Annotated in this window: 20 protein-coding genes and 1 CRISPR repeat array; of the genes, 12 read left to right on the forward strand and 8 right to left on the reverse strand. The window is 72.6% G+C overall.

Annotation, left to right across the window (positions count from 1 at the left end; translation table 11 throughout):
- Positions 1-21: 21 nt before the first annotated feature.
- The 3 genes from prcA to ACIRPH_RS11715 all read right to left on the reverse strand — a co-directional run bounded on the left by prcA (position 22) and on the right by ACIRPH_RS11715 (position 2,042).
- Positions 22-771: a proteasome subunit alpha gene (gene prcA / locus ACIRPH_RS11705; RefSeq protein WP_402912748.1), complete on the reverse strand. Its 750-nt coding sequence runs from the start codon at positions 769-771 to the stop codon at positions 22-24.
- Between the two features lie 56 nt (positions 772-827).
- Positions 828-1,670 (reverse strand): proteasome subunit beta, encoded by an 843-nt coding sequence (gene prcB, locus ACIRPH_RS11710; protein WP_402912751.1) that lies wholly within the window; start codon positions 1,668-1,670, stop codon positions 828-830.
- Positions 1,671-1,838: 168 nt separating this feature from the next.
- Positions 1,839-2,042, reverse strand: coding sequence for a ubiquitin-like protein Pup (locus tag ACIRPH_RS11715; RefSeq protein ID WP_267945320.1), 204 nt, complete (start codon positions 2,040-2,042; stop codon positions 1,839-1,841).
- 719 nt (positions 2,043-2,761) lie between these two features.
- Between ACIRPH_RS11715 and ACIRPH_RS11720 the strand changes: the two genes are divergently transcribed.
- The 3 genes from ACIRPH_RS11720 to ACIRPH_RS11730 all read left to right on the forward strand — a co-directional run bounded on the left by ACIRPH_RS11720 (position 2,762) and on the right by ACIRPH_RS11730 (position 6,895).
- Positions 2,762-3,886 carry a S1 family peptidase gene (locus ACIRPH_RS11720; RefSeq protein ID WP_402912754.1) on the forward strand — a complete coding sequence of 375 codons (1,125 nt, stop codon included), beginning with the start codon at positions 2,762-2,764 and terminating at the stop codon, positions 3,884-3,886.
- A 165-nt stretch (positions 3,887-4,051) separates the two neighbouring features.
- The gene (locus ACIRPH_RS11725) at positions 4,052-5,221 is read left to right on the forward strand and encodes a S1 family peptidase (RefSeq protein WP_402912757.1); all 1,170 of its coding nucleotides are present in this window, start codon (positions 4,052-4,054) and stop codon (positions 5,219-5,221) included.
- Between the two features lie 519 nt (positions 5,222-5,740).
- Complete coding sequence (locus ACIRPH_RS11730; protein WP_402912760.1) at positions 5,741-6,895, forward strand: S1 family peptidase; 1,155 nt, start codon at positions 5,741-5,743, stop codon at positions 6,893-6,895.
- Positions 6,896-7,023: 128 nt separating this feature from the next.
- Here ACIRPH_RS11730 and ACIRPH_RS11735 read toward each other — a convergent pair whose 3' ends face one another.
- Positions 7,024-8,637: an amidohydrolase gene (locus ACIRPH_RS11735; RefSeq protein ID WP_402912763.1), complete on the reverse strand. Its 1,614-nt coding sequence runs from the start codon at positions 8,635-8,637 to the stop codon at positions 7,024-7,026.
- A 106-nt stretch (positions 8,638-8,743) separates the two neighbouring features.
- Positions 8,744-10,042: an MFS transporter gene (locus tag ACIRPH_RS11740; RefSeq protein ID WP_402912765.1), complete on the reverse strand. Its 1,299-nt coding sequence runs from the start codon at positions 10,040-10,042 to the stop codon at positions 8,744-8,746.
- 189 nt (positions 10,043-10,231) lie between these two features.
- Here ACIRPH_RS11740 and ACIRPH_RS11745 point away from each other — a divergent pair, with 189 nt between their 5' ends.
- From ACIRPH_RS11745 to ACIRPH_RS11755, 3 genes are all read left to right on the forward strand, one after another.
- Positions 10,232-11,743 (forward strand): PucR family transcriptional regulator, encoded by a 1,512-nt coding sequence (locus ACIRPH_RS11745; protein ID WP_402912767.1) that lies wholly within the window; start codon positions 10,232-10,234, stop codon positions 11,741-11,743.
- Positions 11,744-11,954: 211 nt separating this feature from the next.
- The gene (locus ACIRPH_RS11750; RefSeq protein ID WP_402912770.1) at positions 11,955-12,617 is read left to right on the forward strand and encodes a DUF4097 family beta strand repeat-containing protein; all 663 of its coding nucleotides are present in this window, start codon (positions 11,955-11,957) and stop codon (positions 12,615-12,617) included.
- A 69-nt stretch (positions 12,618-12,686) separates the two neighbouring features.
- On the forward strand, positions 12,687-13,532 hold the full coding sequence (locus tag ACIRPH_RS11755; protein ID WP_402912772.1) for an alpha/beta fold hydrolase: 846 nt from the start codon (positions 12,687-12,689) through the stop codon (positions 13,530-13,532).
- A gap of 468 nt (positions 13,533-14,000) precedes the next feature.
- A CRISPR array of direct repeats spans positions 14,001-15,430; the repeat unit is 20 nt; unit sequence CGGTCCATCCCCGCGTGCGC.
- A 111-nt stretch (positions 15,431-15,541) separates the two neighbouring features.
- On the opposite strand, the gene dop is transcribed toward ACIRPH_RS11755, so the two are convergent.
- The gene (gene dop / locus ACIRPH_RS11760; RefSeq protein ID WP_402912775.1) at positions 15,542-17,059 is read right to left on the reverse strand and encodes a depupylase/deamidase Dop; all 1,518 of its coding nucleotides are present in this window, start codon (positions 17,057-17,059) and stop codon (positions 15,542-15,544) included.
- Positions 17,060-17,321: 262 nt separating this feature from the next.
- Positions 17,322-18,479: an FAD-dependent oxidoreductase gene (locus tag ACIRPH_RS11765; RefSeq protein WP_402912777.1), complete on the reverse strand. Its 1,158-nt coding sequence runs from the start codon at positions 18,477-18,479 to the stop codon at positions 17,322-17,324.
- Between the two features lie 696 nt (positions 18,480-19,175).
- On the opposite strand from ACIRPH_RS11765, the gene ACIRPH_RS11770 reads away from it, so the two are divergent.
- The 3 genes from ACIRPH_RS11770 to ACIRPH_RS11780 all read left to right on the forward strand — a co-directional run bounded on the left by ACIRPH_RS11770 (position 19,176) and on the right by ACIRPH_RS11780 (position 23,254).
- A complete protein-coding gene (locus tag ACIRPH_RS11770) occupies positions 19,176-20,318 on the forward strand; it encodes an undecaprenyl-diphosphate phosphatase (RefSeq protein WP_402912779.1) in 1,143 nt (380 codons plus the stop codon).
- A gap of 548 nt (positions 20,319-20,866) precedes the next feature.
- A complete protein-coding gene (locus tag ACIRPH_RS11775) occupies positions 20,867-22,507 on the forward strand; it encodes a septum formation family protein (protein ID WP_402912781.1) in 1,641 nt (546 codons plus the stop codon).
- A 495-nt stretch (positions 22,508-23,002) separates the two neighbouring features.
- On the forward strand, positions 23,003-23,254 hold the full coding sequence (locus ACIRPH_RS11780) for a hypothetical protein (RefSeq protein ID WP_402912784.1): 252 nt from the start codon (positions 23,003-23,005) through the stop codon (positions 23,252-23,254).
- Positions 23,255-23,510: 256 nt separating this feature from the next.
- Here the strand turns inward: ACIRPH_RS11780 and ACIRPH_RS11785 are convergent, their stop codons facing one another.
- Positions 23,511-23,732 (reverse strand): hypothetical protein, encoded by a 222-nt coding sequence (locus ACIRPH_RS11785; RefSeq protein ID WP_402912786.1) that lies wholly within the window; start codon positions 23,730-23,732, stop codon positions 23,511-23,513.
- A gap of 145 nt (positions 23,733-23,877) precedes the next feature.
- Between ACIRPH_RS11785 and ACIRPH_RS11790 the strand changes: the two genes are divergently transcribed.
- From ACIRPH_RS11790 to ACIRPH_RS11800, 3 genes are all read left to right on the forward strand, one after another.
- Positions 23,878-24,486 carry a TetR/AcrR family transcriptional regulator gene (locus ACIRPH_RS11790; protein ID WP_402912788.1) on the forward strand — a complete coding sequence of 203 codons (609 nt, stop codon included), beginning with the start codon at positions 23,878-23,880 and terminating at the stop codon, positions 24,484-24,486.
- A 661-nt stretch (positions 24,487-25,147) separates the two neighbouring features.
- Positions 25,148-25,714, forward strand: coding sequence for a Chromate resistance protein ChrB (locus ACIRPH_RS11795; protein WP_402912791.1), 567 nt, complete (start codon positions 25,148-25,150; stop codon positions 25,712-25,714).
- Positions 25,711-26,907 (forward strand): MFS transporter, encoded by a 1,197-nt coding sequence (locus ACIRPH_RS11800; protein WP_402912794.1) that lies wholly within the window; start codon positions 25,711-25,713, stop codon positions 26,905-26,907. The genes ACIRPH_RS11795 and ACIRPH_RS11800 overlap by 4 nt, the downstream gene beginning before the upstream one ends.
- The last annotated feature ends 92 nt before the right edge of the window (positions 26,908-26,999 follow it).

A 26,999-nucleotide genomic window follows, 5' to 3' on the forward strand; every position in this document is an offset into this window, starting at 1 on the left:
GCACCGTCGTCATCGTTCAGATCACTCGTCGGCCTCGTCCTCGGTGCCGTCGCCGCCCGCGGCGACAGTGCCTCCGGCCTTGCCCTCCTCGATGAGGGCGGTCAGGCGACGGCCTTGGATGCGGCGGAACTTGCGGTGCTGCCTGGAGCGCTCCAGGATCGCGACCTCCAGGTTGGATGCCTCCAGCTCCCGCTCCTCGCCGTTCTCGCGCGCGAGGGCGCGGGTGGCCGCGTTGAGGGCGGCACTGAGCGGGGCGTCGGCTGCGAAGCGGTCCTTGAGCTGGGTGGAGACGTGTTCGGACGATCCGCCCACGGCCACGAAGCCCTGTTCGTCGACGATGGAGCCGTCGAAGGTGATGCGGTAGATCTCGTCGTCGTCGGCGGTGTCCCCGACCTCGGCGACGACGATCTCCACCTCCCAGGGCTTGAGGCTCTCACTGAAGACGGTTCCGAGGGTCTGGGCGTAGATGTTGGCGAGCTGGCGCCCGCTGACGTCGCGGCGGTCGTACTGGTACCCGCGCACGTCGGCGAACCGCACGCCCATCAGGCGCAGGTTCTCGAACTCGGGGTAGCGGCCGACGGCGGCGAAGCCGATGCGGTCGTAGAGCTCGCTGATCTTGTGCAGGGTGCGGGACATGTTGTCCGCCACCATGAGGATCCCGCCCTCGTACTGCAGGACGACGGCGCTGCGGCCGCGCGCGATGCCCTTGCGCGCGTAGTCCGCCTTGTCCTTCATCTGCTGTTCGGGGGCGACGTAGAACGGCATCGACACCGCGGATCGTTTCCTTACCTAGTCGGGAGAAGTCTGGGGTGGGGACGGGCGCCGGATCAGCCCAGCTCGGCGGTGGGGCCGTCGGGGTGCTCGGCGCGCCCCTCGACCACCTCCGTGGCCAGGCGGGCGACGACCTCGACGGGCAGTCGGCGGTGGCCGTCCTCGGTGATGACGTCGACGAGGGGGAAGATCTTGCGGTGCAGGTCGGGTCCGCCCGTGGCGGAGTCGTCGTCGGCGGCGTCGTAGAGGGACTGGAGCGCCACCTTGGCGGCGCCGGTCTCGTCGAGGTCGTCGCGGTACAGCTTCTTGATGGAGCCCCTGGCGAAGACCGACCCGGATCCGATGGAGTGGTAGCGCTGCTCCTCGTAGCGTCCGCCGACGGCGTCGTAGCTGAAGACCCGCCCCACCCCGGTGTTCTCGTCGAACCCGACGAGGATCGGGACGACGACGAAGCCCTGCATCGCCATGCCGAGGTTGCCCCGGACCATCTGGGCGAGCTTGTTGGCCTTGCCCTCGAGGGAGAGCGAGCGGCCCTCCATCTTCTCGTAGTGCTCCAGCTCGACCTGGTAGAGGCGGGCGAGTTCGATACCGATCCCGGCGGAGCCCGCGATGGCCACCGCGGAGTACTCGTCGGTCCGGAAGACCTTCTCCATGTCGCGGTTGGCGATGACGTTGCCCTGGGTGGCCCGGCGGTCGCCCGCCAGCAGGACCCCCCCGGGGAAGGTCAGGGCGACGATGGTCGTCGCGTCGGGCGTCAGGTGCTCCGTCCCACCTCCGGCCGGGAGCTTGTGCCCGGGCAGCATCTCGGGGCTGACCGAACTGAGAAACTCGGTGAAGGACGAGGTTCCCGCACTCATGAAAGCGGCCGGCAACCGTCCGCCCTCGAACCCTTCGAACACGCGACTCCCTCCACTCGCGCCCCACCCCGACGTGGGGGCGGGTGGGGCGCCTGTTGTCCTTGTTTTCGGCGGCCGGGCAGTGCTCCGGCCGATGAGACTGACCCTAGTCGGGCGCACGGCGGTGCCGGGGGCGCCCGGGTGCGCTGTCAGCGAACCGCCGCGGAGCGGCTACTCGCCGCCCTTCTGCACGAACTGCCGGACGAAGTCCTCGGCGTTGCTCTCCAGCACGTCGTCGATCTCGTCGAGGATGTCGTCGACGTCCTCGTCGAGCTGGTCCTTGCGTTCCTGGACGTCCGCCGCCGCCTCGGTCTCCTCGACCTCCTCGTCGCGGCGCGAGGCGTGCTTCTGACCGCCCGTGTCCTTCGTCGCCATGGCGTCTTCCCTCCCGTTCGGGCTCCCGTTCGGGGCTCTCGCCCTTATCTTGGCCCAACACCGCGCGACTCAACCCCCTTCCCGGGGCCCGATACCCGCTAGTTACCTCGGATCGTCCGATGTGCGCGCGGCGTGGCCCGCGCGGGCGCCCGTTGCGCACCGGGCGTGTCTCCCGGAGCCGCCCCCGGGCCGGCCGGCACCGGGTCCGCGCCTCACGGCCGGACGAGTTACATCGCGAGCTTGTTCGGAAAACGCACGACTGTTCGCAAGACAAACAAAGTTACCCAGGAGTTACCGCTCTGACCTTTGCAGTTACATATCCGTGTCCGAACCATCACAGATGGCATTCAGTTCCAGTGGCCGGATCTGGCCACGCAACACCCCTTGCGCTCAGACCTGATATGTGATCCGAAAATGATCACAGTAGGAAACTACAAGGTCAGCCATGTCGTCACTGTGCGTGATCGGAGCAAAAGCATCGGATCATCACATGATCCTTTCGCCATGTGAATGAAATACCAGGTTCTCGGTCCTTTCGTTGCCCAAGATGTGCACTTAACGTGGATGAACGTTGACCGAGTGTCTTGAACCCCAGGACACACGGCGAACCGGCCGGAGTTCTCGTCCCATCACGGGCTCCGGTCCGGGGTCCGACGCCCTCGCCGGCGGGTGTCGGGCCCCGAACCCCCGTCAGAATTCCCCGAGGAGAGTAGGGATCTATGCGACCCTCCCCCGTTATCTCCGCGATCGGCACCGGCGCACTCGCGTTCGGCCTGGCGTTCTCCGTGACGCCGGGCGCGACCGCGGCGGCCGTCCCCGCCGAGCCCGCCAGCGGCGGGTCCGCGACCATGCTGGAAGCCCTCGAGAGGGACCTCGGCCTCACCCCGTTCGGGGCCGAAGCGCTTCTCGAGGCCCAGGAATCCGCCTTCGCGACCGACACCGAGGCCACCGAGGCCGCAGGAGACGCCTACGGCGGCTCCCTGTTCGACCCCGAGACACAGGAGCTCACCGTCCTGGTGACCGACGCCGCCGCCGTCGACGCGGTCGAGGCCGCCGGCGCCGAGGCCACCGTGGTCTCGTACGGCACCGAGGGCCTGGCCCAGGTCGTGGACGAACTCGACGCGGTCGGCGCGCCCGAGGGCGTCGTCGGCTGGTACCCGGACGTGGAGCGCGACACCGTCGTCATCCAGGTCACCGAGGGCGCGAGCGCCGACGGCCTCATCGAGGCCTCCGGGGTGGACGCCTCCGCCTTCGAGGTGCAGGAGACCGTCGAGGCGCCCAGGCTGCTGGCCGAGATCGTCGGCGGCGAGGCCTACCACATGGGCGGCGGCGGACGCTGTTCCATCGGCTTCGCCGTGCAGGGCGGCTTCGTGACGGCGGGCCACTGCGGCACCGTCGGCACCACCGCCGAGAGCTCCGACGGCACCGGCTCCGGTGTGTTCGAGGAGTCCGTCTTCCCCGGCAGCGACGGCGCCTACGTCGCCGCCACGTCCGACTGGACCGGGACCAACCGGGTCGAGGGCAGCTCCTCGACCGTCTCCGGCTCCACCCAGGCGCCGATCGGTTCGGCCGTGTGCCGCTCCGGCTCGACCACCGGCTGGCACTGCGGCACCATCGAGGCCCGCGGCCAGACGGTGAGCTACCCCGAGGGCACGGTCGAGGACCTGACCCGGACCGACGTGTGCGCCGAGCCCGGCGACTCCGGAGGCTCGTTCATCTCCGGATCGCAGGCCCAGGGCGTCACCTCCGGCGGCTCCGGCGACTGCACCTCCGGCGGTACGACCTACTACCAGGAGGTCGGACCGCTGCTGAGCTCGTGGGGGCTCAGCCTGGTGACCGGCTGACCCCGGCCGCCGACCGGGCCGGCCGGTCGACCGCAGCGCGTCCCCGTCCGCACCCGCGGGCGGGGACGCCTGCCGTCTCCGTCGTCCACAGGGGCGGAGGACCTCTGGCGCCGTGCGGACTTCCGGGTTCTCCTGGAAGCCCCTCCCCCAGGAGAACGGACGACCATGCGCACCTCCCCCACCCCCGCGCCGCGAACCGCCGGCGCCCTCCTCTCCCTCGCCCTGACCACCGCCCTCGCCGCCGCGCCCGCGCCCTCGTGGGCCGCCGCCCTCCCCGCCGCCCCGGAGGACGCCCGCTCCGGCGCCTCCGCCGACCAGGTCGGGGCCCTCGCCGCGGAACTCGGCCTGAGCCGGGCGGACGCCCGGGACCTGCTCGGAGCGCAGGAGGAGGCGGCCCGTGCGGACGCGGAGGCCGCCGAGGCGGCCGGCTCCGCCTACGCGGGCTCCGTCTTCGACACGAGCACGCTCCGCCTGACCGTCCTGGTCGACACCCCCTCCGCCGCCGAGGAGGTGAGAAGGACCGGAGCGCGGGTCGAGGTCGTCCCGCGCTCCGCCGACGAGCTGGCCGCGGTCATGGCGGACCTCGACGCGGCCGACCCCGGCGCGGGGGTCGTCGGCTGGTACCCGGACCCGTCCGAGGGCGCCGTGGTCGTCGAGACCGTGGACGGGGCCTCGCGGGAGGCCGACGCCCTCGTCGAGGACGCCGGCGTGGACCCCGCGGCCGTGCGGATACGTGAGGGCGCGGAGCAGGCCGTGCCCTACGCCGAGGTCGTCGGCGGTCGCCTGTTCGGCACCGGCGGAGGTGCGTGCACCATCGGCTTCGCCGCCACCGCCGCGGGGGTGCCGGGCTTCCTGACGGCGGGGCACTGCGGCGCCGTCGGCACCCCGGTGCAGAGCATCCCCGCCGGAGCGACGGGAACCTTCCAGCACTCGCAGTTCCCCGTCTCCGACGGCGCGTTCGTCCGCGTGGGGCCCGGGTGGACCCTCACCAACCTGGTCACCGACCAGGGCGGGGGGTTCATCGAGGTCAACGGCTCCCAGTCCGCGCCGATCGGGTCGGCCGTGTGCGTGTCCAACCCCTACAGCGGCTGGCGGTGCGGCCGGATCCAGGCCCGCAACCAGACGGTCAACTACCCGCAGGGCACGGTCTACGGCCTGACCCGCACCACCGCGTGCTCGGGCCCCGGGGGTTCCGGCTCCCCCTTCCTCGCGGGCTCGCAGGCCCAGGGCGTGACCTCCGGCGGCTCCGGCAGCTGCGTCTCGGGCGGCACCACCTTCTTCCAGGACGTCAACCCGCTCCTCGCCATGTGGGGTCTGAACCTGGTCACCTCCTGAGCGCCTCCCCGTGGGCGGTCGGCGTCCCGAAGGGGCGCAGGCCGCCCACACGTCCGCATCCGGCCAGAGGCCCGTGCCCGGGGCCGCGCCGCGAACCGTCCGCGGAGCCCCTTTGGCACCTCTGTGACCTCTGGTGTTACATCCAGGTAGCCGGGCCGTCACGAAAGGTACCGGGTACCGATGTCCGCATCCGGCCACGGAACACCCCTTGCCCCCAGGCCGCCGCTTCGATCCGTGAGCGTCCGACTGCAGAAACCGCAAGGTCGCACACCGGGCGGCTACGCGTAGCCATGACGGAACAGAGGGTCATCGGACGATCCTTCGTACGTCTGAATAGATCAACACAGAGCGGGTCTTTCCCTCACCAAAGTGTCCATTTATGTTGGGGATCGTTTACCGGATGTCTCGGTGAATTCCGGACGCCGGAACAACTCCGGCCTTTGGAAATGCGGTTTTCCGTCCCTACCGGCGCGGAAACTCCGAATCCCCCTCAGATCCCCCCTTGGAGAGTAGACACCCATGCGACCCTCCCCCGTCATCTCCGCCATCGGCACGGGAGCCCTGGCCTTCGGCCTGGCTCTGTCCCTGGCGCCGGGAGCCCTCGCGGCGACCGCCCCCCTCCCCCAGGGCCCCTCCGCCGACGACAACGCCGCCAGCATGTTCGAGGCCCTCGAGCGCGACCTCGACCTCACCCAGTCCGAGGCCGAGTCCCTCCTGGAGGCCCAGGAGGCCGCCCTGGAGATCGACGCAGAGGCCACCGAGGCAGCCGGCTCCGCCTACGGCGGTTCCACCTTCGACATCGACACCCACACCCTCACCGTCCTGGTGACCGACGCCGCGGCGGTCGAGGCCGTCGAGGCGACCGGCGCCGAGGCGAGCGTCGTCTCCTACGGCACCGAGGGCCTGGCCGAGGTCGTGGACGACCTCAACGCGGCCGACGTCCCGGAGGGCGTCGTGGGCTGGTACCCGGACGTCACGAGCGACACCGTCGTGGTCGAGGTCCTGGAGGGCTCCGGCGCCGACATCGACGCCCTGCTCGCCGAGGCGGGCGTGGACGCCTCCGCCGTCCAGGTCCAGGAGACCGGCGAGACCCCCGAGACCTACGCCGACATCATCGGCGGCCTCGCCTACACCATGGGCGGACGCTGCTCGGTCGGCTTCGCCGCCACCAACAGCGCCGGACAGCCCGGCTTCGTCACCGCCGGCCACTGCGGCCGCGTCGGCACCGCGGTGACCATCGGCAACGGCAGCGGCACCTTCCAGAACTCGGTCTTCCCCGGCAACGACGCCGCGTTCGTGCGGGGCATCACCAACTTCACCCTGACCAACCTGGTCTCCCGCTACAACACCGGCGGCTACCAGAGCGTCACCGGCACCAGCCAGGCCGCCGTCGGCTCCGCCATCTGCCGCTCCGGCTCCACCACCGGCTGGCGCTGCGGCACCATCCAGGCCCGCAACCAGACGGTGAGCTACCCGCAGGGCACCGTCTACTCGCTCACCCGCACCAACGTCTGCGCCGAGCCCGGCGACTCCGGCGGCTCGTTCATCTCCGGCTCGCAGGCCCAGGGCGTCACCTCCGGTGGCTCCGGCAACTGCTCCGTCGGCGGCACCACCTTCTACCAGGAGGTCCTGCCGATGGTGAACTCGTGGGGCGTCAGCATCCGCACCAGCTGACCCTCCTCACCACCCCTGACCGTCCCCGTCCGCGTCAGCGGGCGGGGACGCCCATGTGCCCGGGGCGGCGCCGGACGCCCGGCGCCGCCCCGCCCGGCCCCTCGTGCGGCGGGACCGGACCGGGCGCCTCAGGAGGCGCGGTGGGCGACGCGCCCGTCCAGCACCGTCAACCAGGCGTCGACCTCGCGCAGCCGCTGCTCCGGCAGCGACTCGACGTCGCGGTCCAGGACCACCAGGTCGGCCAGGTAGCCGGGACGCAGGGCTCCCAGGCGGTCCTCCACGCCGAGGGCGTGGGCGGCGTCCAGGGTGTGGGCGCGCAGCGCCTCGTGCAGGGTGACCGCCTGCTCGACACCGATCGGGCCGCCCTCCCGGGTGGTACGGCACACCGCGTTGGCGACGGTGTCCATCGGGCGCAGGCTGGACACGAACGAGTCGCTGGACAGCACCGGGCGCAGACCCAGGTCGATCTCCTCGCGCATCGGCTGGAGCCGGTGCGCCCGCTCGCCGAGGCGGCGGACGAAGTCGCCGCCGCTGTCGTACAGGAAGTTGGGCTGGTTGACCGGGATGACCCCGTAGTCGGTGAAGCGCTTGGCCTGCTCCGGGGTCGGGTAGCCGCAGTGCTCCACCCGCGGGCGCGGGTCCGGTCCGGACACGCGCGCGGCCGAGGCGATGGCGGCCAGGGTGTTCTCCATCGCCGCGTCGCCCTGGGTGTGGACGGCCACCTGCCAGCCCTCCGCCGCCGCCCGCGTCACCAGGTCGACGAGCTGGTCGGGGTGGTGGTAGAGGCTGCCCGCGAACTCGCCCCGCTCGCCGTAGGGGACGCTGAACTTGGCGGTGCCGCCCAGGAGGGTTCCGTCGGAGTAGAACTTCATGCCGGTCAGGCGGAGCCAGTCGTCGCCGAAGGGGCTCGCCAGCCCCGCGTGGGTGAGCGAGTCCAGCTGGTGGGAGAGCGGCATGCCGAACGTGCGCAGCGGCAGGGTCCCGGCGGCGCGGGCGGCCCGGTAGACGCGCAGCTCGCGCGCCGACACCTGCGGGTCGCACACGGTGGTGACCCCGGCCGACAGGTAGGGGTCGGCGGCGGCGGAGAGCCAGCCCAGCAGCTGCTCGGCCGGGAGGTCGGTGTGGAAGTTCGGGCCGTGGCAGCCGATGTCGACGGCCAGGGGCAGCAGCAGTTCCATGGCCGAGTCCAGGACCATCCCGGTCAGGCGCCCGCCCTCGTCGCGCACGAAGGAGCCGCCCGCCGGGTCGGGGACGTCCTCGCCGATGCCGCTCCAGGCCAGAGCGGCGGAGTTCACCACCGCCTGGTGGCCCGAGACGTGGTAGACGATGACCGGGTGCTCACTGGTGGCGCCGTCCAGGTCGCGGCGGGTGGGGCGGCCCCCGGGGAACTTGGCGTCGTCCATGTGGAAGGCGCGGATCCACTGTCCCGGCGGGGTCCGCTCGGCCTCGGCCCCGATGACCGCGACCAGGTCGGCCGCGCTGCCCACGCGCGGGTAGCCGGCGTCGACGGCGGCCAGCGACTCGGCGGTGGACAGCAGGTGGTTGTGCGGGTCGATGAACCCGGGCAGGACGGTCCGCCCGCCCGCGTCCACCTCGGTCGCGCCGGGACCCGCGGCGGCCCGGGCGGCCTCGACGCTCCCGGCGAGGCGGACACGTCCGTCGAGCACGGCGACGGCCTCGGCCCGCGGGTTGGTGTCGTCCATGGTCAGGACGTTGGCGTTGTGGATGAGCAGACCGGACACGGGTGCGGTTCCTCCCTGGGTGGGTGCCGCCGGCCGGAAGGGCCCGGCGGCGGTGGGTGTGCGGTGGTGCCGCCGCGGCGCGGCGGCGGTTCTGTGGACGGCCGCGTCAGGCGGCGGTGGCCAGGTCGTCGTCCTGGTGGCGGGGGGCCTTGACCAGGCAGGCGATGCTCACCACGGCCATGGCCATGAGCAGGCCGACGACGGGCAGGATGCTGCCGGTCAGGGCGAACAGGGCCGTGCACACGATCGGGGACAGGCCGCCGAAGACGGCCCCCGCGACCTGGTAGGCGATGGAGATGCTGGTGTAGCGGGCCCGGGGCGGGAACATCTGGGCGAGGACGCGGGCGATGGGGCCGTAGACGGCGGCCATGGCCAGGCGCATGACGCACAGCATCACGAAGATCAGGAGGGTGCTGCCGGTCTCCATGACCAGGAACTGGGGCAGGGCCAGGACGATGACCCCCACCAGGCCGATGGTGACGATCCGGACGGTGCCGAAGCGGTCGCCCAGCCAGGACACCCCGAGGGTGGCGACCAGCTCGACGAACGCGGCCAGGCTCAGGCCGTTGAGGATGACCTGTTCGCTGACGCCGACCTCGACGCCGTAGGCCTGCAGGAACGTGGTGACGATGTAGTAGCCGCCGACGGCCACGGGCAGGACGCCGATGCCCAGCAGCAGGGGGCGCCACGAGGTGCGCACGGCCTCGCGCAGGGGCAGTTCCGCCGGTCGGCCGTCGTTCTCCTGGACGGCCTCGAAGACCGGGGACTCCTCGACCTTCAGGCGGATCAGCAGGCCCACCAGGACCAGCAGGACCGAGGCGAGGAAGGGCAGGCGCCAGCCCCAGGTGTACAGCAGGTCGGCGTCCCAGGCGGCGATGAGCCCGAACGAACCGGTGGCGAGCAGGGCGCCGGCGGGGTTGCCGAGCTGGGCGAAGGCGCCGTAGAACGTCTTGCGGTTCTCGGGGGCGTGCTCGACCGCCATCAGGACGGCGCCGCCCCACTCCCCGCCCACGGCGATGCCCTGCACGAAGCGCAGCAGCACCAGGAGCAGCGGGGCGATGAAGCCGGCCTGCTCGTAGGTGGGCAGGAGACCCACGCAGAACGTGGCCACGCCCATCATCAGCAGCGTGATGACCAGCGCCGACTTGCGGCCGAGCCGGTCGCCGAAGTGGCCGAAGACGATCCCGCCGAGCGGGCGCGCGAAGAAGCCCACGGAGAAGGTGGCGAAGGACGCCATCAGCCCGATCATGGGGTCGGTGCCGGGCGGGAAGAACAGGGTGCCGAACACCAGGCCGGCGGCCGTGGCGTAGACGTAGAAGTCGAACCACTCGATGGTGGTGCCCACGAAGGCCGCTATCGCCGCACGCGCCGGGTGCGAGGACGTGGGGGCGGTCCGTTCTGACATGTGTGCTCCGTTGCGCGTTCGGTGAGTCCCGGCCGCACCCCTGGGAGGGGTGTCGCCGCTGGCCACAGCCGGTTCGGATGTTGTTGTGACCGTAGACACCCCGGCGCCGCCCGGGTCGGGACGGTCCGCACTCCACGCGCTGTTACAAATGTGCAAGGTGCACACAACCCCCTTCGGAGGTGGGATCCCGTGACAATCACGGTCGGCGACATCACCGCGAACCCCGCCCTGGAGGTGCGGGCCGCGGCCGGGCGCACCGGCCTGGACCGGTCCATCCGCTGGGCGCACGTGACCGAGCTGCACGACCCGGTGCGGTGGCTCCGCGGCGGCGAGCTGGTGCTGACGGTCGGGCTGGGGCTGGGCTCCGACGAGCGGTCGCGCCGGGAATACGTCCGCCGCCTGCACGGGGCCGGGTGCGCGGGACTGGCCTTCGCGATCGACGTCTGGCTGCGCGAGATCCCGCCCGAGGTGCTGGAGGAGGGCGACGCCCTGGGCCTCCCGGTCCTGCGCGTGGAGGGCGAGACCCCGTTCATCGCGGTGGTGGAGACGGTCGCCGACCACTACGCGGCCGAGCGGACACGGGAACAGCACCGGCTGCTGACCGCGCAGGACGCGATGGCGCGCGCCGCCCTGCGCTCGGGGCCCGCCGGGGTGATGGGAGAGCTGTCCTCGTCGACGGCCGGGGCGTCCCTCCTGCTGGACCGGAACGGCATGACCAGCGTGTCGGTGCCGGACACGGAGCCGCCCTGGCACGCGGCGGTGCGCTCGGCGCTGGCCGGACGCCCGCGCGGGATGACGCTGCTGGCGGACGGGGAGGCGACGGTCCTGCTCCAGACGCTGGGCCCGGCCGGGCGGACACTGGGCTGGTTGGCGCTGCACTGCCCGTTCCCGGTCACCCCCCATGTGCGGATGCTCGCCAACCACGCGGCGTCGCTGCTGGCGGTGGACCTCCTGCACTCGCGCGACGCCCGGCGTGCGCTGTACCGCGAGCGCGCGCCCGTGCTCCGCGCCGTCGTGACCGGACGCCCCCAGGTCCAGCCGACCCTGCCCGTCCCCCCGTGGGAGGTGGTGTGCCTGCGGACCTCCGACCCGGCCGCCCTGATGGACCGTGCGGCGGACGCGCTGGTGGACGTGCTGGGCGACACCGACGTCGCCCACCGGGTGGGTCTCGCCGCCCTGGACGACGTGCTGCTGGCGGTGCTGCCCGCGAGCGGTCGGCCGCACACCGGGGAGCGCCTGTTCGCGGCCCTGGCCTCGGAGGCGGACGGCCCCTCCGCCGCGGGCGCGTGCGGCGCGCGCCGTCCGGACGACCTGCCCTCCGCCGTGGACCGGGCCCGCAACGCCGCCGCCGACGGCTACCGGCACGTGGACGAGGCCGACGCGTGGGCCCTGCTCCGGTCCTCGGTCCCCGCGACGGGAGCACGCGTCTTCGACCAGGCGGTCCTGGGGCCGCTCCGCGACCACGACGCGCGCAACGCGACGGAGCTGGCGCACACGCTGCTGCACTACCTGGATAACAGCGCCCAGGTCGAGGCGACCGCACGGGACCTCGGGATCCACCGCAACACGCTGCGCTCGCGGCTGCGCATCGCCGAGCGGGTCATGGGCCGGTCCCTGGAGGACCCCCGCACCCGGCTGGAGCTGTGGACCGCGCTGAGCCTGGACCCCATGCCCTGCTTCGACGGCACCTGGCACAGCTGACCGGAGCGGCGTCCCCGGCCCCCATAGCATTCACCCTTCGATCATTGCAATGGACGACGCCACCTGCGTTGCATTATCACGACAACCACCGCAACAGTTCTAACGTATTTACCTGCACTAATGCATTTCTCGTGCAACAAGCATGTTGTCGAAACAAGAAAGACAACGTAGCGTTTCCCCTGTCAGAAACACACGAGCACGGGAGCACACGATGCAGAAGTTCGCCACCCCCACCCCGATCTCCGCCGTCCTGGACGTCCCCGCCGGCCGCATCCGGTTCATCGCCGCGGACCGTGCCGACACCACCGTCGAGGTCCGGCCCGCCGACCCCTCCGAGAACCGCGACACCAAGGCCGCCGAGCAGACCACCGTCGCCTACACCGACGGCGTCCTGCGGGTCACGGCCCCCGCCCCCGCCCGGCTCCTCGGCTCCACCGGGTCCGTGGAGGTCACCGTCCAGCTGCCCGCCGGCTCGGCCGTCGAGGCCACGTCCACCGCCGCCGAGCTGCGCGGTGTCGGACGCCTCGGCGACGTCGCCTTCGAGGGCTCCTACCGGCTGACCAAGCTCGACGAGGCCGCGAGCGTCCGCCTCACCGCGATCGACGGTGACGTCGAGGTCGGCCGGCTCAACGGCCCCGCCGAGATCAGCACCACCCGGGGCGACATCCGCATCGCCGAGGCCGTACGCGGCACGGTCGTGCTGCGCACCCGGTCCGGCGACATCTCGGTCACCGCCGCCACCGGCGTCTCGGCCTCCCTGGACGCCGGCGCCGACCGCGGCCGCATCAGCAACGCCCTCAAGAACGACGGCGCCGCCGAACTCGACATCCGGGCCACCACCTCGGTCGGCGACATCACCGCCCGCAGTCTCTGAGAAAGCACGACCGGGCCCGCCCCGGCCCCCGAACATCCCCGCGGAACACCCGACACGGCAAGGCGAGACATGACGAAGAACAGCACTTCCCCGACCCCCGCGACATGGACCGGCATGGTGCCGGTCGACGACACGGCGCTGGCCGTCACCGACACCGGCGGGCCCGGGACCCCCGTCGTCTACCTCAACGGACAGTTCGCCACCCAGGGCTACTGGCGCCGGGTCATCGCCGACCTGGGCCCCGGATGGCGGCACATCACCTACGACGAACGGGCCCGCGGCAGAAAGTCGCGGACGTCGGCGGACTACTCCTTCGAGGCCGCCGTCCGCGACGTCGACGCCGTCCTGGCCGCCAGGGGCGTGGAGCGGGCCCTGGTCGTGGGCTGGTCCTACGGCGCGTTCGTCGGAGCGCACTGGGCGAGCCGCAACCCGGACCGGGCCCTGGGCGCGGTCCTGGTCGACGGCGCCTTCCCCTACGACTGGATCGACGAGGCCACGGAGCGGCGGATCCGGAAGCTGTTCAAGCGGTTGCGCCCCTTCACGGCGCTGATACGCCCGACGGGCCTGACCCCGCGGATGGACGCCGAGCAGATGGCGGACAGCAACATCGAGCTCGGCCGGATCTCCCGGGAAGGCGAACTGGGCCCGGTGCTGGACGCGATCGCCGTCCCGACCCGGTACGTGGTCGCCTCGGGGACGTCCTTCGGCAGCAAGGGCGACGAGCAGGAACAGATCCGCACCAGCCTCGACGCGGTGACCGCGCGCAACCCCCGCATCCGGGTCAGCGCGAAGGTCCCCAGCAATCACGGCGCGATCCTCAGGAAGGACTTCCACGCCATCGCCGAGGCCGTACGCGAGGCCGCGGCCCAGGGCAGCGGGCCCGCGAGCGCACCCCGGCAGCAGCCGGCGGAGTGACCCCTCCCGGCGAGGGGACGGCGGCGCAACAGCCCTCGGGCGCCCGTCCACCCCGGAAAAGGGAAGAGCCCCCGCGCGACCGAGCGTCGCGCGGGGGCCTCCGCGTCTCGCCGGACCCTGCGGCATCCCCCGATACCGGCGGTCCGGCGCGGGCCGCGCGCGCACCCCCATGAGCGCCCGGCCCCGCACCCGCGCTGTGTCATCCCGGAACCGTACGACCGAAGAGGCCGTACCCCCTGGTCCTCGGGGCGCGCAGGTGCGTTACACCCCTCTCTACCCGATCTGCCGCGGGCAAACATGGGACTGCCACACGACTCTGAGCGGCCTCGGGAGCGGGGGTCCCGGCACAAGCGTTCACGACGTAGCGGTCGGCGCCTGGCCTGCGACAACCGTCCTCAGGCACGGCGGGAGGGCCGACCCGTAAGGAACTCCGGTGTGCACGGGCTCACACTTGCGCCGCCGTCCGCCGAGCCCACCCCCGCGTGCGCGGGGCTCACGAGCTCGTAGGCGAGGTCCTCCGGGTCGATGCCGGTCCATCCCCGCGTGCGCGGGGCTCACCGCTTGAAGATCCCGGCCTGGGTGGCCGACAGCGGTCCATCCCCGCGTGCGCGGGGCTCGCTCGATGCCGTAGTGCCGGGCGACGTCGATCAGCGGTCCATCCCCGCGTGCGCAGGGCTCACCCAACCCCTCCCGGGCCCCGGGCGGCTGCGACGGTCCATCCCCGCGTGCGCGGGGCTCACCTGCGGCGGGAGACCGAGTGCTGGCCGGCGACCGGTCCATCCCCGCGTGCGCAGGGCTCACCCCGACACCTTGAAAGTGAGGGTGCCCTCTGCCGGTCCATCCCCGCGTGCGCAGGGCTCACCCGACTCTGGGGGCATTTCCGCTTACCGGTGCCGGTCCATCCCCGCGTGCGCAGGGCTCACGAAAGCGCCAGCGGGCGGGGCGACCTCGACGGCGGTCCATCCCCGCGTGCGCAGGGCTCACGTCGTCTGCTTGATCCTCGCGCTGATCTTCTTCGGTCCATCCCCGCGTGCGCAGGGCTCACACGGAGGAGGTCGTCACCGACGACGACGTGGACGGTCCATCCCCGCGTGCGCAGGGCTCACGCCGTCGGCGGCCTGGTCTACCTGACCCGCCACGGTCCATCCCCGCGTGCGCGGGGCTCACCAGGCCGGGGAGCCGGTAGAGGCCCACTCGTTGGTCCATCCCCGCGTGCGCGGGGCTCACGTGGCGGACGAGGTGGGCGGCGCGATCCTGACCGGTCCATCCCCGCGTGCGCGGGGCTCACAACGCCGCCGGGAAGCAAGAGAAGCAGTCCGGCGGTCCATCCCCGCGTGCGCGGGGCTCACGCCCTCGAACTGCTCCCCGGTTCTCTGTCCGCCGGTCCATCCCCGCGTGCGCGGGGCTCACATGCACCCGTACCCGACCAGGCCGAACCCCAGCGGTCCATCCCCGCGTGCGCGGGGCTCACAACGAGAACGCCACCGCCGCGCCCTCCGGCACCGGTCCATCCCCGCGTGCGCGGGGCTCACTGCCGCTCATGTGGGGGATCGACCTCATGTCCCGGTCCATCCCCGCGTGCGCGGGGCTCACCGTGTCCCCATGCCGACCTTCCAGGACTTCAACGGTCCATCCCCGCGTGCGCGGGGCTCACCGACGAGAACGAACCATGCCATGGACAAGCCCCGGTCCATCCCCGCGTGCGCGGGGCTCACAACAGGGAGTCCAGCGCGTCGCGCGCGCCCTCCGGTCCATCCCCGCGTGCGCGGGGCTCACCTGGGCGCGTGGGTCGAGGCGGGCGCCACCGGCGGTCCATCCCCGCGTGCGCGGGGCTCACCCGCGCGGGATCGGACGCCCCGTCGCGAACGCCGGTCCATCCCCGCGTGCGCGGGGCTCACAGTTACTGACCTGCGCAGACGCGGCGCGTTATCTCCACGTGATCAACCGGGAGGCCGCAGCGGCCGAGGGGCGGAACCTCGCGGTCCCGCCCCAGGCGTCGTCTCAGCGCCTCACTGCCTGCGGGTGAGCACCGCGACCAGGTCCGCCGCGGTGTTCGACGCGTCCAGCAGGGCGCCCACGTGCTCCTTGGTTCCCCGGCGGGGCTCCAGGGTGGGGACCCGCTGGAGGGAGTCGTAGCCGGGCAGGTCGAAGATCACCGAGTCCCAGGAGGCCGCGGCGACCTCGTCCGCGTACTTGGCAAGGCAGCGGCCCCGGAAGTAGGCCCGGGTGTCCTCCGGCGGCTCGGTGACCGCGCGGTTCACCTCGGACTCCTCCACCAGGCGCTGGATACGGCCACGGGCCACCAGCCGGTTGTAGATGCCCTTCTCCGCGCGCACGTCCGAGTACTGGAGGTCGACCAGCTGCAGGCGCGGGTGCGACCACTCCAGGTTGTCCCGCGACCGGTACCCCTCCAGCACCTTCAGCTTGGCGACCCAGTCCAGCTCCGCGGCCAGGCTCATCGGGTCGGAGCCCAGCCTGCTCAGCACCGACTCCCACCGGTCCAGGACGTCGGCGGTGTCCGGGTCGACGTCGGTGCCGAAGCGGTCCTCCACGTACTTGCGCGCCTGGTCCAGGTACTCGCCCTGCAGCTCCAGCGCGGTCATCCTGCGGCCGTCGCGCAGCTTCACCCTGTGGGTGAGCCCCGGGTCGTGCGAGACCGCCCTCAGGTCCGCCACCGGGGTCTCCAGCGACAGGTCCACGCTCAGGAACCCGTCCTCGATCATCGACAGCACCAGCGCGGTCGTCCCCAGCTTGAGGTAGGTGGAGATCTCGCTCATGTTGGCGTCGCCGATGATGACGTGCAGCCGCCGGTACCGGTCGGGGTCGGCGTGCGGCTCGTCCCGGGTGTTGATGATGGGGCGCTTGAGGGTGGTCTCCAGGCCCACCTCGACCTCGAAGAAGTCGGCGCGCTGGGAGATCTGGAACCCGCTGCCCTGGCCGTCCGAGCCGATGCCGACCTTGCCCGCGCCGCACACCACCTGCCGGGAGACGAAGAACGGGATGAGGTGCCGGACGATGTCGCCGAACGGCGTCGACCGGTTCATCAGGTAGTTCTCGTGGCAGCCGTAGGAGGCGCCCTTGTTGTCGGTGTTGTTCTTGTACAGCTGGATGGGGTCGATGCCCGGGGTGGTCCCGGCCCGCGCGGACGCGTCCGCCATCACGCGCTCCCCGGCCTTGTCCCACAGCACCGCGTCGAGCGGGTTGGTGACCTCCGGGGCGGAGTACTCGGGGTGGGCGTGGTCCACGTACAGGCGGGCGCCGTTGGTGAGGATGACGTTGGCCAGCCCCAGGTCCTCGTCCGTGAGCTGCGTGGGGTCGGCGACCTCACGCGCGAGGTCGAAGCCGCGCGCGTCGCGCAGCGGGTTCTCCTCCTCGAAGTCCCAGCGGGCCCGTCGCGCCCGGGCCGCCGAGGCGGCCAGGTAGGCGTTGACCACCTGGGTGGAGGTGACCATCGCGTTGGCCCCGGGGTTGCCTGGCACGGAGATCCCGTACTCGGTCTCGATACCCATAATCCGCCGCACACTCATGGTGAGAGGTTATCCACCGCGGCCCGCTCTTGAACGCTTCCGCGCCAATCGTGGCCCAAGCGCCGTCTTCCCGGGCGTTTCGCCGCACACGCCGGATCCGTTGTCATCGCAGGTCGCAACGGATTCCGGAACCCCGGCGGGGAAAATCGGCGGCGTTTCCGCCGTCCGTTCTTTTTTCTCCGGCGGCGGTGGGGGCGGCGGAACCGTCCTCCGGCGCCCGGCGCCGTTCCCGCCTTTCCCCTCCCCCGACGTCGGACCGCGGTCAGACCCGGGCCCGCGGTCCTCGGGGAGCGTTCCGCAGGGCGTTGCTGACCAGCTTCAGATACCCCTCCAGCAGTCCGCCCATCACCGCCGGGGAGAGCGGTACCGGCCTCGTCCCCCTCATGCGCTGGGTCGGCTGGTGCCCGGACACCCAGGAGGCCCGAGCTGCCCGGGGGCCGCGCACCCGCTCGTACCGGCGCAGCGCCGGGGCCGCGTCGGCCCCCCGGACGCCGTCCAGCGCGGCGCTCAGCACCAGGGCGTCCTCCAGCGCCTGGTTCGCCCCCTGCGCGGTCGAGGGGGGAAAGGCGTGCACGGCGTCGCCCAGGAGGGTGATCCGTCCGCTGCCCCAGGTCTTCGGGACCGGGGTCTGCACGTGGGGGAAGCTGGTGACGTCCTCGTCCCTCGCGTGGGCCAGCACCGCGCGGACGTCCGGATCGGTCCATCCCCCGAAGCGCTCACGCAGCACCTCCGCGGGCGAGGCGGGCTCGGGGTCCCCGGGGGCCCAGGGGAGGTCGAACCACCACTGCACCAGACCGCCGCCGGTGGGGATGATGCCGCAGGTCCCCCCGGGTCCGGTCAGCCAGCGCGAGGTGGTGCTCCCGGCCAGCGGCACCGGCAGCGGGGTCAGGCCCTGCCAGCTGGCGTAGCCGCGCGGGCGGGGCGCGTCGCCGGGGCGCAGGCAGGTCCGGACCGCCGAGTGGACGCCGTCCGCGCCGACCACGACGTCGGCGCGGGCGGTGGAGCCGTCCTCGAACAGCGCCGTCACGCCGTCGGCGTCCTGACGCACACCGGTGCACGCCGGGCCGAAGCGGACGACGCCGTCCGGGAGCAGCGACGCCAGCCGGTCCAGCAGCTCGCGGCGCGGGAGGCACAGGTTGGGCCATCCGAGGCGCGCGGAGACGGACCGCAGGTCGATCCGGTACAGCTCGGCGCCGGTGTGCGTGGACCCGACGATGACGTCGGTGGGACGCCCCAGCCCGGTCGGGTCGACGCCCAACCCGCCCAGGGCAGCGGTGCCGTTGGACCACAGCGCCAGGGCCGCTCCGCCGGTGCGCAGTACCTCGCCCCGCTCGAAGACCCGCACGTCGTGTCCCCTGCGCCTGAGGCCGACGGCTGCCGCGAGTCCGCCCACGCCGGCTCCGATGACGACGACGTCCATGGCTCTTCTCCCCTGGTGCTGTCCGTCCGTGGCACCCACGCTAGGGGCCGTCTCCGTGGAGCCCGCACGGGGTCCGGTGTCGGGGGGCAACCGCTGTCCATTCCGCTCGGGCGCCCGGGAACCCGTCCCTGCCTGCGGCAACGGCGACCAGGCGCCGGGCGCGACGGGCCCGGGGCGGGGCGTGCAGCGACGCCGGCGGCGGGGAACGGCGCCGCGCCCGACCCGTGCCGGGCGCGGGGCCGGGAAGACGCGTACCCCCCGGAACAGGCATTTCACGGCGGCGACCCGCACGGAGGGGAAACCCTGGCCACTTCCGGACGAGAACCCTGCCGTGTTCGGCCCCCGCGCCGCCGTCCCCGTTTCCGAGTCGCGAGCCACCGCCCCACAGCGCTAGGGTGTGACGTTGGGTGACGCCTCGGACACCGTCTCGCGGGGCGGTCCTCGCCTCACCCCGCGCCGCCTCGCCCTGCGTCGCGGCCGACCCGCCGGAATCACCGGTGGCGGGCCCGCGTACGCTCGGACCTCCCGGGAGCGGGCCGCCGTGCCCGCCCCGCCGGACGCGGCGCCGATCCGACCGGGGCCGGACGCCGCGGGCCTCCCGGCGCCCTCGGCCGACTTCCCGGAGCGTCCCCCACAGCTCACCCGCCACCCCGCCCTTCCCAGGGGCGCCCGAAGCAGCCTGGAGCAGTTCCCGCCGTGTCCCTCTTCGAAGCCATCGTCCTCGGCCTGGTCCAGGGGCTGACCGAGTTCCTGCCCGTCTCCTCCAGCGGACACCTGCGCGTGATGTCCGCGTTCTTCGGCTGGCCCGACCCCGGGGCCGCCTTCACCGCCGTCAGCCAGCTCGGCACCGAACTGGCGGTCCTGATCTACTTCCGGCAGCGGATCTGGGCCATCCTCTCCACCTGGACCAGGTCGCTGTTCGACCGCGAGCTGCGCGGCGACATCCACGCACGCCTGGGCTGGTACGTCATCCTCGGCTCCCTGCCGATCGTGGTCCTGGGCCTGCTCCTGGAGGAGCAGATCGACAGCGTCTTCCGCGACCTGCGCCTGATCGCGCTGACCCTCATCGTCTTCGGCGTGATCCTCGGCATCGTCGACCGGTACACGCGCAAGCACCGGGGGATCGAGGACCTCACCGCCTCCCGCGGCCTGGTCTTCGGCCTCTTCCAGGCCCTCTCCCTCATCCCGGGGGTGTCCCGGTCGGGCGGCACCGTGACCGGCGGGATGCTGCTCGGGTTCACGCGCAAGGACGCGGCCGAGTACTCCTTCCTGCTCGCTCTGCCCGCCGTGTTCGGCTCCGGCCTGTACAAGCTGACCGACATCGGCGGGAACGAGTACGCGGGGTGGGGGGCCACGATCGTGGGCACCCTCGTCGCCGGCGTGGTCGGGTTCGTGGTGATCGCCTGGCTGATGCGCTTCATCTCCACGCACAGCTTCATGCCGTTCGTGTACTACCGCGTGGGCCTGGGCATCCTCATCCTGGCGCTGGTGAGCTGGGGCGTGCTCGACCCCGAGGGCGGCGCGGAGTCGCAGGCGGCCAGGAGCGACGTCGTGGCGGTGGAGCAGGAGGACGCGGAGGAGGAGCGGCAGGCGGAGGAGCCCGCGCCCTCCGCCGCCCCGACGGCGGAGCCCTCGGCCCCGCCCTCCGAGGCTCCCGCTCCGACCGTGGACCCCGTCACCGGCTGGGAGGTCGACCCCGAGGTGGGGCTGCCACGCAACCCGGACACCGGGCTGTACCACGACCCCGAGCTGGGCATGGACGTGGACTACGACCCCGCGACGGGTCTGGCCACCAACCCGGTGACCGGCGAGGCCTACGACCCCCTGGCCGGGGACTGAGTCCGCTCCCGCACCGCGTGAGGGGCGGTTCCCGTGTACGCGGGAACCGCCCGCACGCCGACGGTTCTCCCCGGCCCCTCGGAGCGGGAACCGGGCCGCCTCCAGGCCCGCAGCAGCTTCTACATTCACCCCAAAGCACCTCGAATCCGACGTTTCACCCAAAACCAGAAAGCGCACGGACTTCACCCCTCCACCCCCGTAAATAACCGCACGATTCTCGTCGAACCCACGGTCGTTCCTGTTCAGGACCTTCGTCAGGTTCACGAGGGGGCCGCCGGAACGACAGACTCCTCGCGGAATCGAAAAACCGTGTCCGCTTCCGGACACGGGCGCGGGATCACCGCAGCCGAGGGCATTCCACGAGTTCAGAGCACTTCCCCGGTTTCTCCGAGTGCCGCAGAACGACCGTTTGACGCCGACCCGGAAAACCGTTGTCGCATTCCTTCTTGTGCGCGCGCACCGCGTCGTTATAGTGGTGACCCCTCACCGGCCGGCACCCCTCGCGTCATCGCGACGCCTGCCGCCGAAACCGAATAGGAGCGCCTTCGATGGATGCCGAAACACTCGCCTCCCAGGTGTTTCCCTATGTGAAAGGCGCGATCAGCGCCTATGGGCAGGCGGTGCTGACACAGACCGAGGACGCGGCGGCGAGCGGCACCGTCCGGCTCGGCCAGCGGGTGCTGGCCGCCGTGCTCAGGCGCGGGAAGGCCGCACCCCCGGTCGAGGACGCGGTCAGAAGGCTCGCCGCAGCGCCGGAGGACCCCGGAGCGGCCGGGGAACTCCACGGCCGGATCAGGCAGGCCCTGCAGGAGGACCCGGGCCTGACCAGGGAGGTGGCCGCCATGATGAACATCCGGGTGTCCTCCTTCACGGTGACCGGCCACCACAACGTGAGCGTGGGCGGCGACCACCAGGGCCCGATCCACATGGGCGACAACACCAACAACACGCACCACAACGTCCACCACACGGTGCACAACACCGTCCACGAGCGGAGGATCAGCGGCTTCTCCATCGCTGCTCTCGTCCTGGGACTGCTGGGCTTCCTCGTCCTCCCCATCCCCTTCGCCATCGTCTTCGGGCTCCTGGCCCTCACCCGGGTGCTCCGGTCGCCGTCCCAGGCCCAGGCCCCTGGCGCCGACCAGGCTGGTGGCGGCCCGTCCGCCGCCGGGGGACCGTCCGCGGCGGGGTCCAGGGAATCGATGACCGGCCCCGCGGGGCCGACCGGCCAGGAGACCGGAACCGCGGCGAACAGCGCTCCCCCTCAGGCCGAGCCGGCCGGGTGGTCCGGGCCCGCCGCCGACCCGGCGCCCGGCGCACCCGAGGGGCTCACGAGCCAGGCGGGGCCTTCCGGCTCCCCTACTCCCCCGGGCACGGACCCCGCCGCGCCGTTCGCACCGGACTGGTCCGCAGGCCGGGCAGGACCTTCCGGCTCCCCTGCTCCCCCGGGCACGGACCCCGCCGCGCCGATCACGCCGGACTGGTCCGCAGGCCAGGCGGGATCCCACGCGGGCGTGTACCCGCCACCGGCGCCCGCGCCCTCTGCGGCGGGGCCGCCGTTCACGCCTCCGGCCGCCGGGGTCCCGGCCCCCTTCGTCCCGGCGGCCGGGAGCGGGTTCGCGGCCGCCAAGGCGATCAGCGTCGTCTTCTCCCTGGTCGGGCTCCTGGCCGCAGGCATGTGGGGCCTCGGGTGGACGGCTGCGGCCGTCATCGTCGCGCAGGCGGAATCCGGCTCCTACGCCTCGGAGGACACGGACCTGTCCATCCCGGGCACGCTCCCCTCCGCCTCCGGCGGGGGCGAGGGCCCCTCCCCCGCCGACCTGTGCGAGCCCTCCCCCGGATACGCCACGGTGTGCACGCTGGAGACCGGCGACTGCTTCATGGACCCGGCGACCACGGAGTTCTACGAGGTCGAGCTCACCTCCTGCGACGAACCGCACAACGCCCAGGTGATCGGCTCCTACTCCCCCTCCGGGAGCGACTGGCCCGGGGAGGCGGCCTTCATCGCCGACATCGACGCCACGTGCAGCCCCATGAGCGAAAGCGCCCTGGACCCGGCGCGCATGCCGGACACGTACTTCGTCGGCTACATCGCCCCGAACCAGGAATCGTGGGACTACGGGATCCAGGAGGCCTTCTGCTACGTGGCAGCCGACGGGGAGTCGTGGACCACCTCCCTCACCTGGTGACCGGAGGTCGGGCGGGTCCGCCGTGACGGAAGCCGGCACGACCGGCGGTCCCGTCCCGGCGGACCGGCCCTGAGACCGGGGGCAGCGGGTCGCGCACGCCCGGACGGCCAGGGGTGAGCCCGCCTCGTGTCCGGGGAAGCCGGCACCGGCTCCGGGCCCTCAGGGCCCGGTCTCGGCGCGGCCGGTCGCGGGGAAGGAGCCGGCCACGGCCGCGGTGGAAGCGCCGAGGGCGAGGGCGGAGAAACGACGCTCCCCGCGCCTCGCCGGCACAGCCGACCGGACGAACGCGAGGAGCGCTCCCGTCCCCGCGCGACCGGGCGCCCCACGGACGGCTTGGGCGTATACGGGAACAGCCGGGGTTCTTTGTTGGTGTGCCCGGACCGCACTGTGGGACGTGGACGAGGTCCGGGACCCCGCCACGTCGACGTGGCCGCCGGGGAGGACCTGAGCGGGTCCGGCGCCGAGCCGGACCTTCCGTGAGAGGACACAGACAGCATGCCGAAGAAGACCCTGCGCCGCTTCGCACTCGTCGCCGCCATCGCTCCCGCTCTGGCCTTCGGAGCCCCTGCGGTGTCGATGGCCGACGCCTACTACGGGTCGGAGTCCAGCTGGGCCGGGCCCAAGGGCGCCCACCACTGCGAGGTGCACTCCAAGGCGAAGGACGGCAAGTCCTGGTACTCGAAGTCCTGCACGCACGCGGGCAAGCACGGGGCGGGTTCCTCGAGCACGGTCAGCGGAGCGCACTGACCCGGTCGGTGACCGCAGACGGACGGGCCCTTCCGACGACCGCGTCGGAGGGGCTCTTGCGTGTCGGGGGCCAGGGGGCCCGTGCCGCGCCGCGAGAGCGGCGCAGGCCACGGACCGCGCTCGTCCGCAGGGCTGCCGCCTTCTCTCGGACCGCGGCGGGCGGTCGCCCCTGGCGACACGATTCGCTTTCACCGCCGAGTCCCCCGTCCCGATCCGTGCGACGGAGGAGCCGGGGGCGCTCGCCCCCGGCGACCGCTCACCGGACGTGTCCGGACCTCCTGGCCCTTCCCGCGCCCCAACCGGCCAGGACGACACCGAGGACCGCCATAGCCGCGTAGCAGGCGAGCCACACCTCGAACCCTCCGGGCACCTGGTGGAGGATCCCGGCCTCACCGTGGTCGACCAGCAGCCGGATACCTCCCTGCGCCCCCAGCACCAGCATCACCAGACCCACGACCAGGCACGCCACGTACACCATCGTTCGCCCTCCCTCCGGCACGCGCGAAGCCGGGACCGGGGTCTCCGACGCGCACCTCTTTATGGTTCGATCGAACCATAACACGGTCTTGGTACGATCGCACCACGAAAATGCACCGCCGCACGCGACCCCGAGGAGAACCTCCATGCCCCGACAGGTGGACCACGACCTGCGCCGCCGCCAGATCGCCCAGGCGGTGTGGCGCCTGGCCACCCGGGGCGGACTCGAACACGTCACCCTGCGCCAGGTCGCCGCCGAGGCCGAGGTCTCCGCCCGGCTGCTGCAGTACTACTTCGGCACCCGCGACCGCCTGCTGCTGGGAGCGCTGGAGATCCTCAACGCCGACGCCGAGCAGCGGGCCGCGCAGCGCCTGGCCGAACTGGGCGAGGCCCCCGGCACGCGCGCGCTCGTGCGCGGGGTGCTGTGGGAGCTGCTCCCGCTGGACGAGGAGCGCCGCACCCGGCACCTGGTGTACGCCGCCTACTTCATCCCCTTCGTCACCGATCCCGCCCTGACCGCCGCGGCCCGCGACGCGCCGCGCGCCCTGGAGGCCCTCGTGACCGGCCTGCTCGACCAGGGCCGACAGTCCGGCGAGGTGCCGCCGGAAACCGACGTCGAGGCCGAGAGCGCGTTCCTGGTCGCGGGCGCCACCGGCCTGCAGACCAGCGTCCTGCTCGGGCAGCACAGTCCCGAGCAGGCCGTGGAGCTGATCGAGCACCGACTCGACGGCGTTTTCGCGCCCGCACCCCGCTGAACGGCTCCCACCCGCGCGGACGGACACGCCCCCTACGCGAAGGGGCCGACCGGCGGTCCGGTCGGATCATCCTGCTGACCGCAGTCGAGTTCGCCGCAGCCGCGGCCAAGGCGATACGCGACCTTCCTGAAGGCCGACGCGACGAGCTCGCCCGCCCCCTCCCCACCGCCGCCTTTCTCGTCGTCGTCGGCATGCTGGCAGCCGAAGGCATCATCGGACGCACCCGTGATGAGAGGGGCCTGGGCCCTGCGCTCTCCGCCGTGAAGCGCGCAACGACGAAACCGGGTTCGCGCCGCTGACGTACTGCACGCACCACGGCCGCTTCCTCCGCGGCCGGACCGGGTTCCCCGACGAGGTGGGCGGCCGCGTCGCTCGCCAGGTGAAGATGCCCGCGGCCGGCTCCGGCTTCTACGAGTGCTCCGGAGCACGATCGAGCTACCACCGCGAGCAGATCCGCGACCACCCGGACTGCCGGGTGTGCGGGAACGCCGACTGGCCGGCCGGCGCGGACCGACGCCGCCGGTCTGGAGCCGTGCGCGTCCCCGCGGCGAGGCCGCCCCGGCCCTCGGATCGCTCCCGGACATCGGCGCGGGTGCGCGACCCCCGGGGCCCGCACCCGCGCGAACCGAGGCGATATGTAACGCCTGCTACATTCTCAGGCGTGACCAACAATGAACAGGCCACGCGGTGGCTGATTCTCGTGATCAAGTTGCCCGCGGCCCCCTCCCGGCACCGCGTGGCAGTGTGGCGGGAACTGCGCAAGATCGGAGCCCTCTCCCTGGGCCAGGGCATCTGGGCGGTACCGGAGGTACCCGTCTTCTCCGAGGGAGTGCAGCGCGCCCTCGAACTCACCGACACCGCGGGCGGTCAGCGCCTGACCCTCCAGGCCTCCGGCCGCTCCGACCAGGACGCCGCACGTTTCCAGGAGATGTTCACCGCCGCCCGCTCGGCGGACTGGGCGGAGTTCCTCGCTGACTGCGGCAAGTTCCAGGAGGAGATCGCCAAGGAGATCCGGATCGCCAAGTTCACCCTGGCCGAACTGGAAGAAGAGGAACAGAGCTTGGAACGGCTGCGTCGCTGGCACCGCGATCTGACCGCTCGGGACGTCTTCGGCGCCCCCGAAGCGGCCGAGGCCGCCGAGCGGCTCAAGCAGTGCACCGCAGCCTGCGAGGACTACGCCGAACTCGTCTTCAGCGCACTGCACTCCACCTCCGAGGACACCCCGTGACCACCCGGCCCACCACCACGGCAACCCCCCGACGAGCCATGTGGCCTCTGTACGCGGCCGGGTTCACCACCGCCTTCGGCGCCCACGGCATCGCCGCCAACCTCGGCGGCTTCTCCGAAGACGCCGTCACCTCCCTGCTCGTCCTGGGCGCGCTGCTCGCCTTGTACGACGGCGCCGAAGTCCTGCTCAAACCCGTCTTCGGATCGCTCGCCGACCGTATCGGCGGCAAGCCCGTACTCCTCGCCGGCCTCCTCGCCTTCGCCGCCGCCTCTACGTTGTACGCCATCGCCGACAGCCCCGGCTGGCTGTGGGCCGCCCGCCTCGGCCAGGGCGCCGCGGCCTCCGCCTTCTCCCCCTCGGCCTCCGCCATGGTCGCCCGCCTCAACCCGGCCGCCAAGCGCGGGAGCGTGTTCGGCAGCTACGGCTTCTACAAGTCCATCGGCTACACCCTCGGTCCCCTCCTCGGCGGCATCCTGGTGTGGGCGGGCGGCCTGCGCCTGCTCTTCACGGTGATGGCCCTGTGCGCGGGGGCCGTCGCCGTGTGGGCCGCTCTCGCCGTGCCCGCCGTACCACCCCTGCCCCGCGCGAGGCAGACCCTGGCCGACCTCGCCCGCCGCCTGACCGACCGCTCCTTCCTCGCCCCGACCGCCGCCCTCGCCGCTGCCACCGCCGCGCTCTCCGTGGGCGTGGGCTTCCTGCCCGTCTCCGGTGCCGCAGCCGGCCTCGGCCCCGTGGCGACAGGCGCCGCGGTGTCCGTCCTGGCCGCCACAGCCGCTCTCGTCCAGCCCAAGACCGGCCGCGCCCTCGACGCCGGGCGCCTGACCACGCGCACGGGGCTTCTCACCGGACTTCTCATCACCGCCGCCGGGCTCGCGGCCGCCGTGCTGCCCGGCCTCTTCGGCGTCCTGCTGGCCGCCGCCCTCATCGGCGCAGGTACCGGGCTGATCACCCCGCTCGGCTTCGCCGCCCTGGCCGCCTCCACCCAGGAGGAGCGCATGGGCCAGACCATGGGATCGGCCGAGCTGGGCCGCGAGCTCGGAGACGCAGGCGGACCCCTGCTCGTCGCCGGTGTCGCCACCGTCTCGACCCTCGCCTTCGGCTACGCAGCCCTCGCGGTCCTGCTGGCAGCAGGCCCCGTGCTCGCACTGGCGCTCCGCCCCCGCGCGCGGCGCAAGCGGCAGAGCAGTCCCTAGCGCCCGCAGGGGCCGCAGCGAAGGTCTCCCGGACACGTGCCGAGGAAGGAGCGTGTCACCAGGCGCCCTGCCGAGCACATGCCGGCACAGGG

Source organism: Nocardiopsis sp. NPDC101807 (assembly GCF_044766605.1).
GTDB lineage: Bacteria > Actinomycetota > Actinomycetes > Streptosporangiales > Streptosporangiaceae > Nocardiopsis > Nocardiopsis tropica.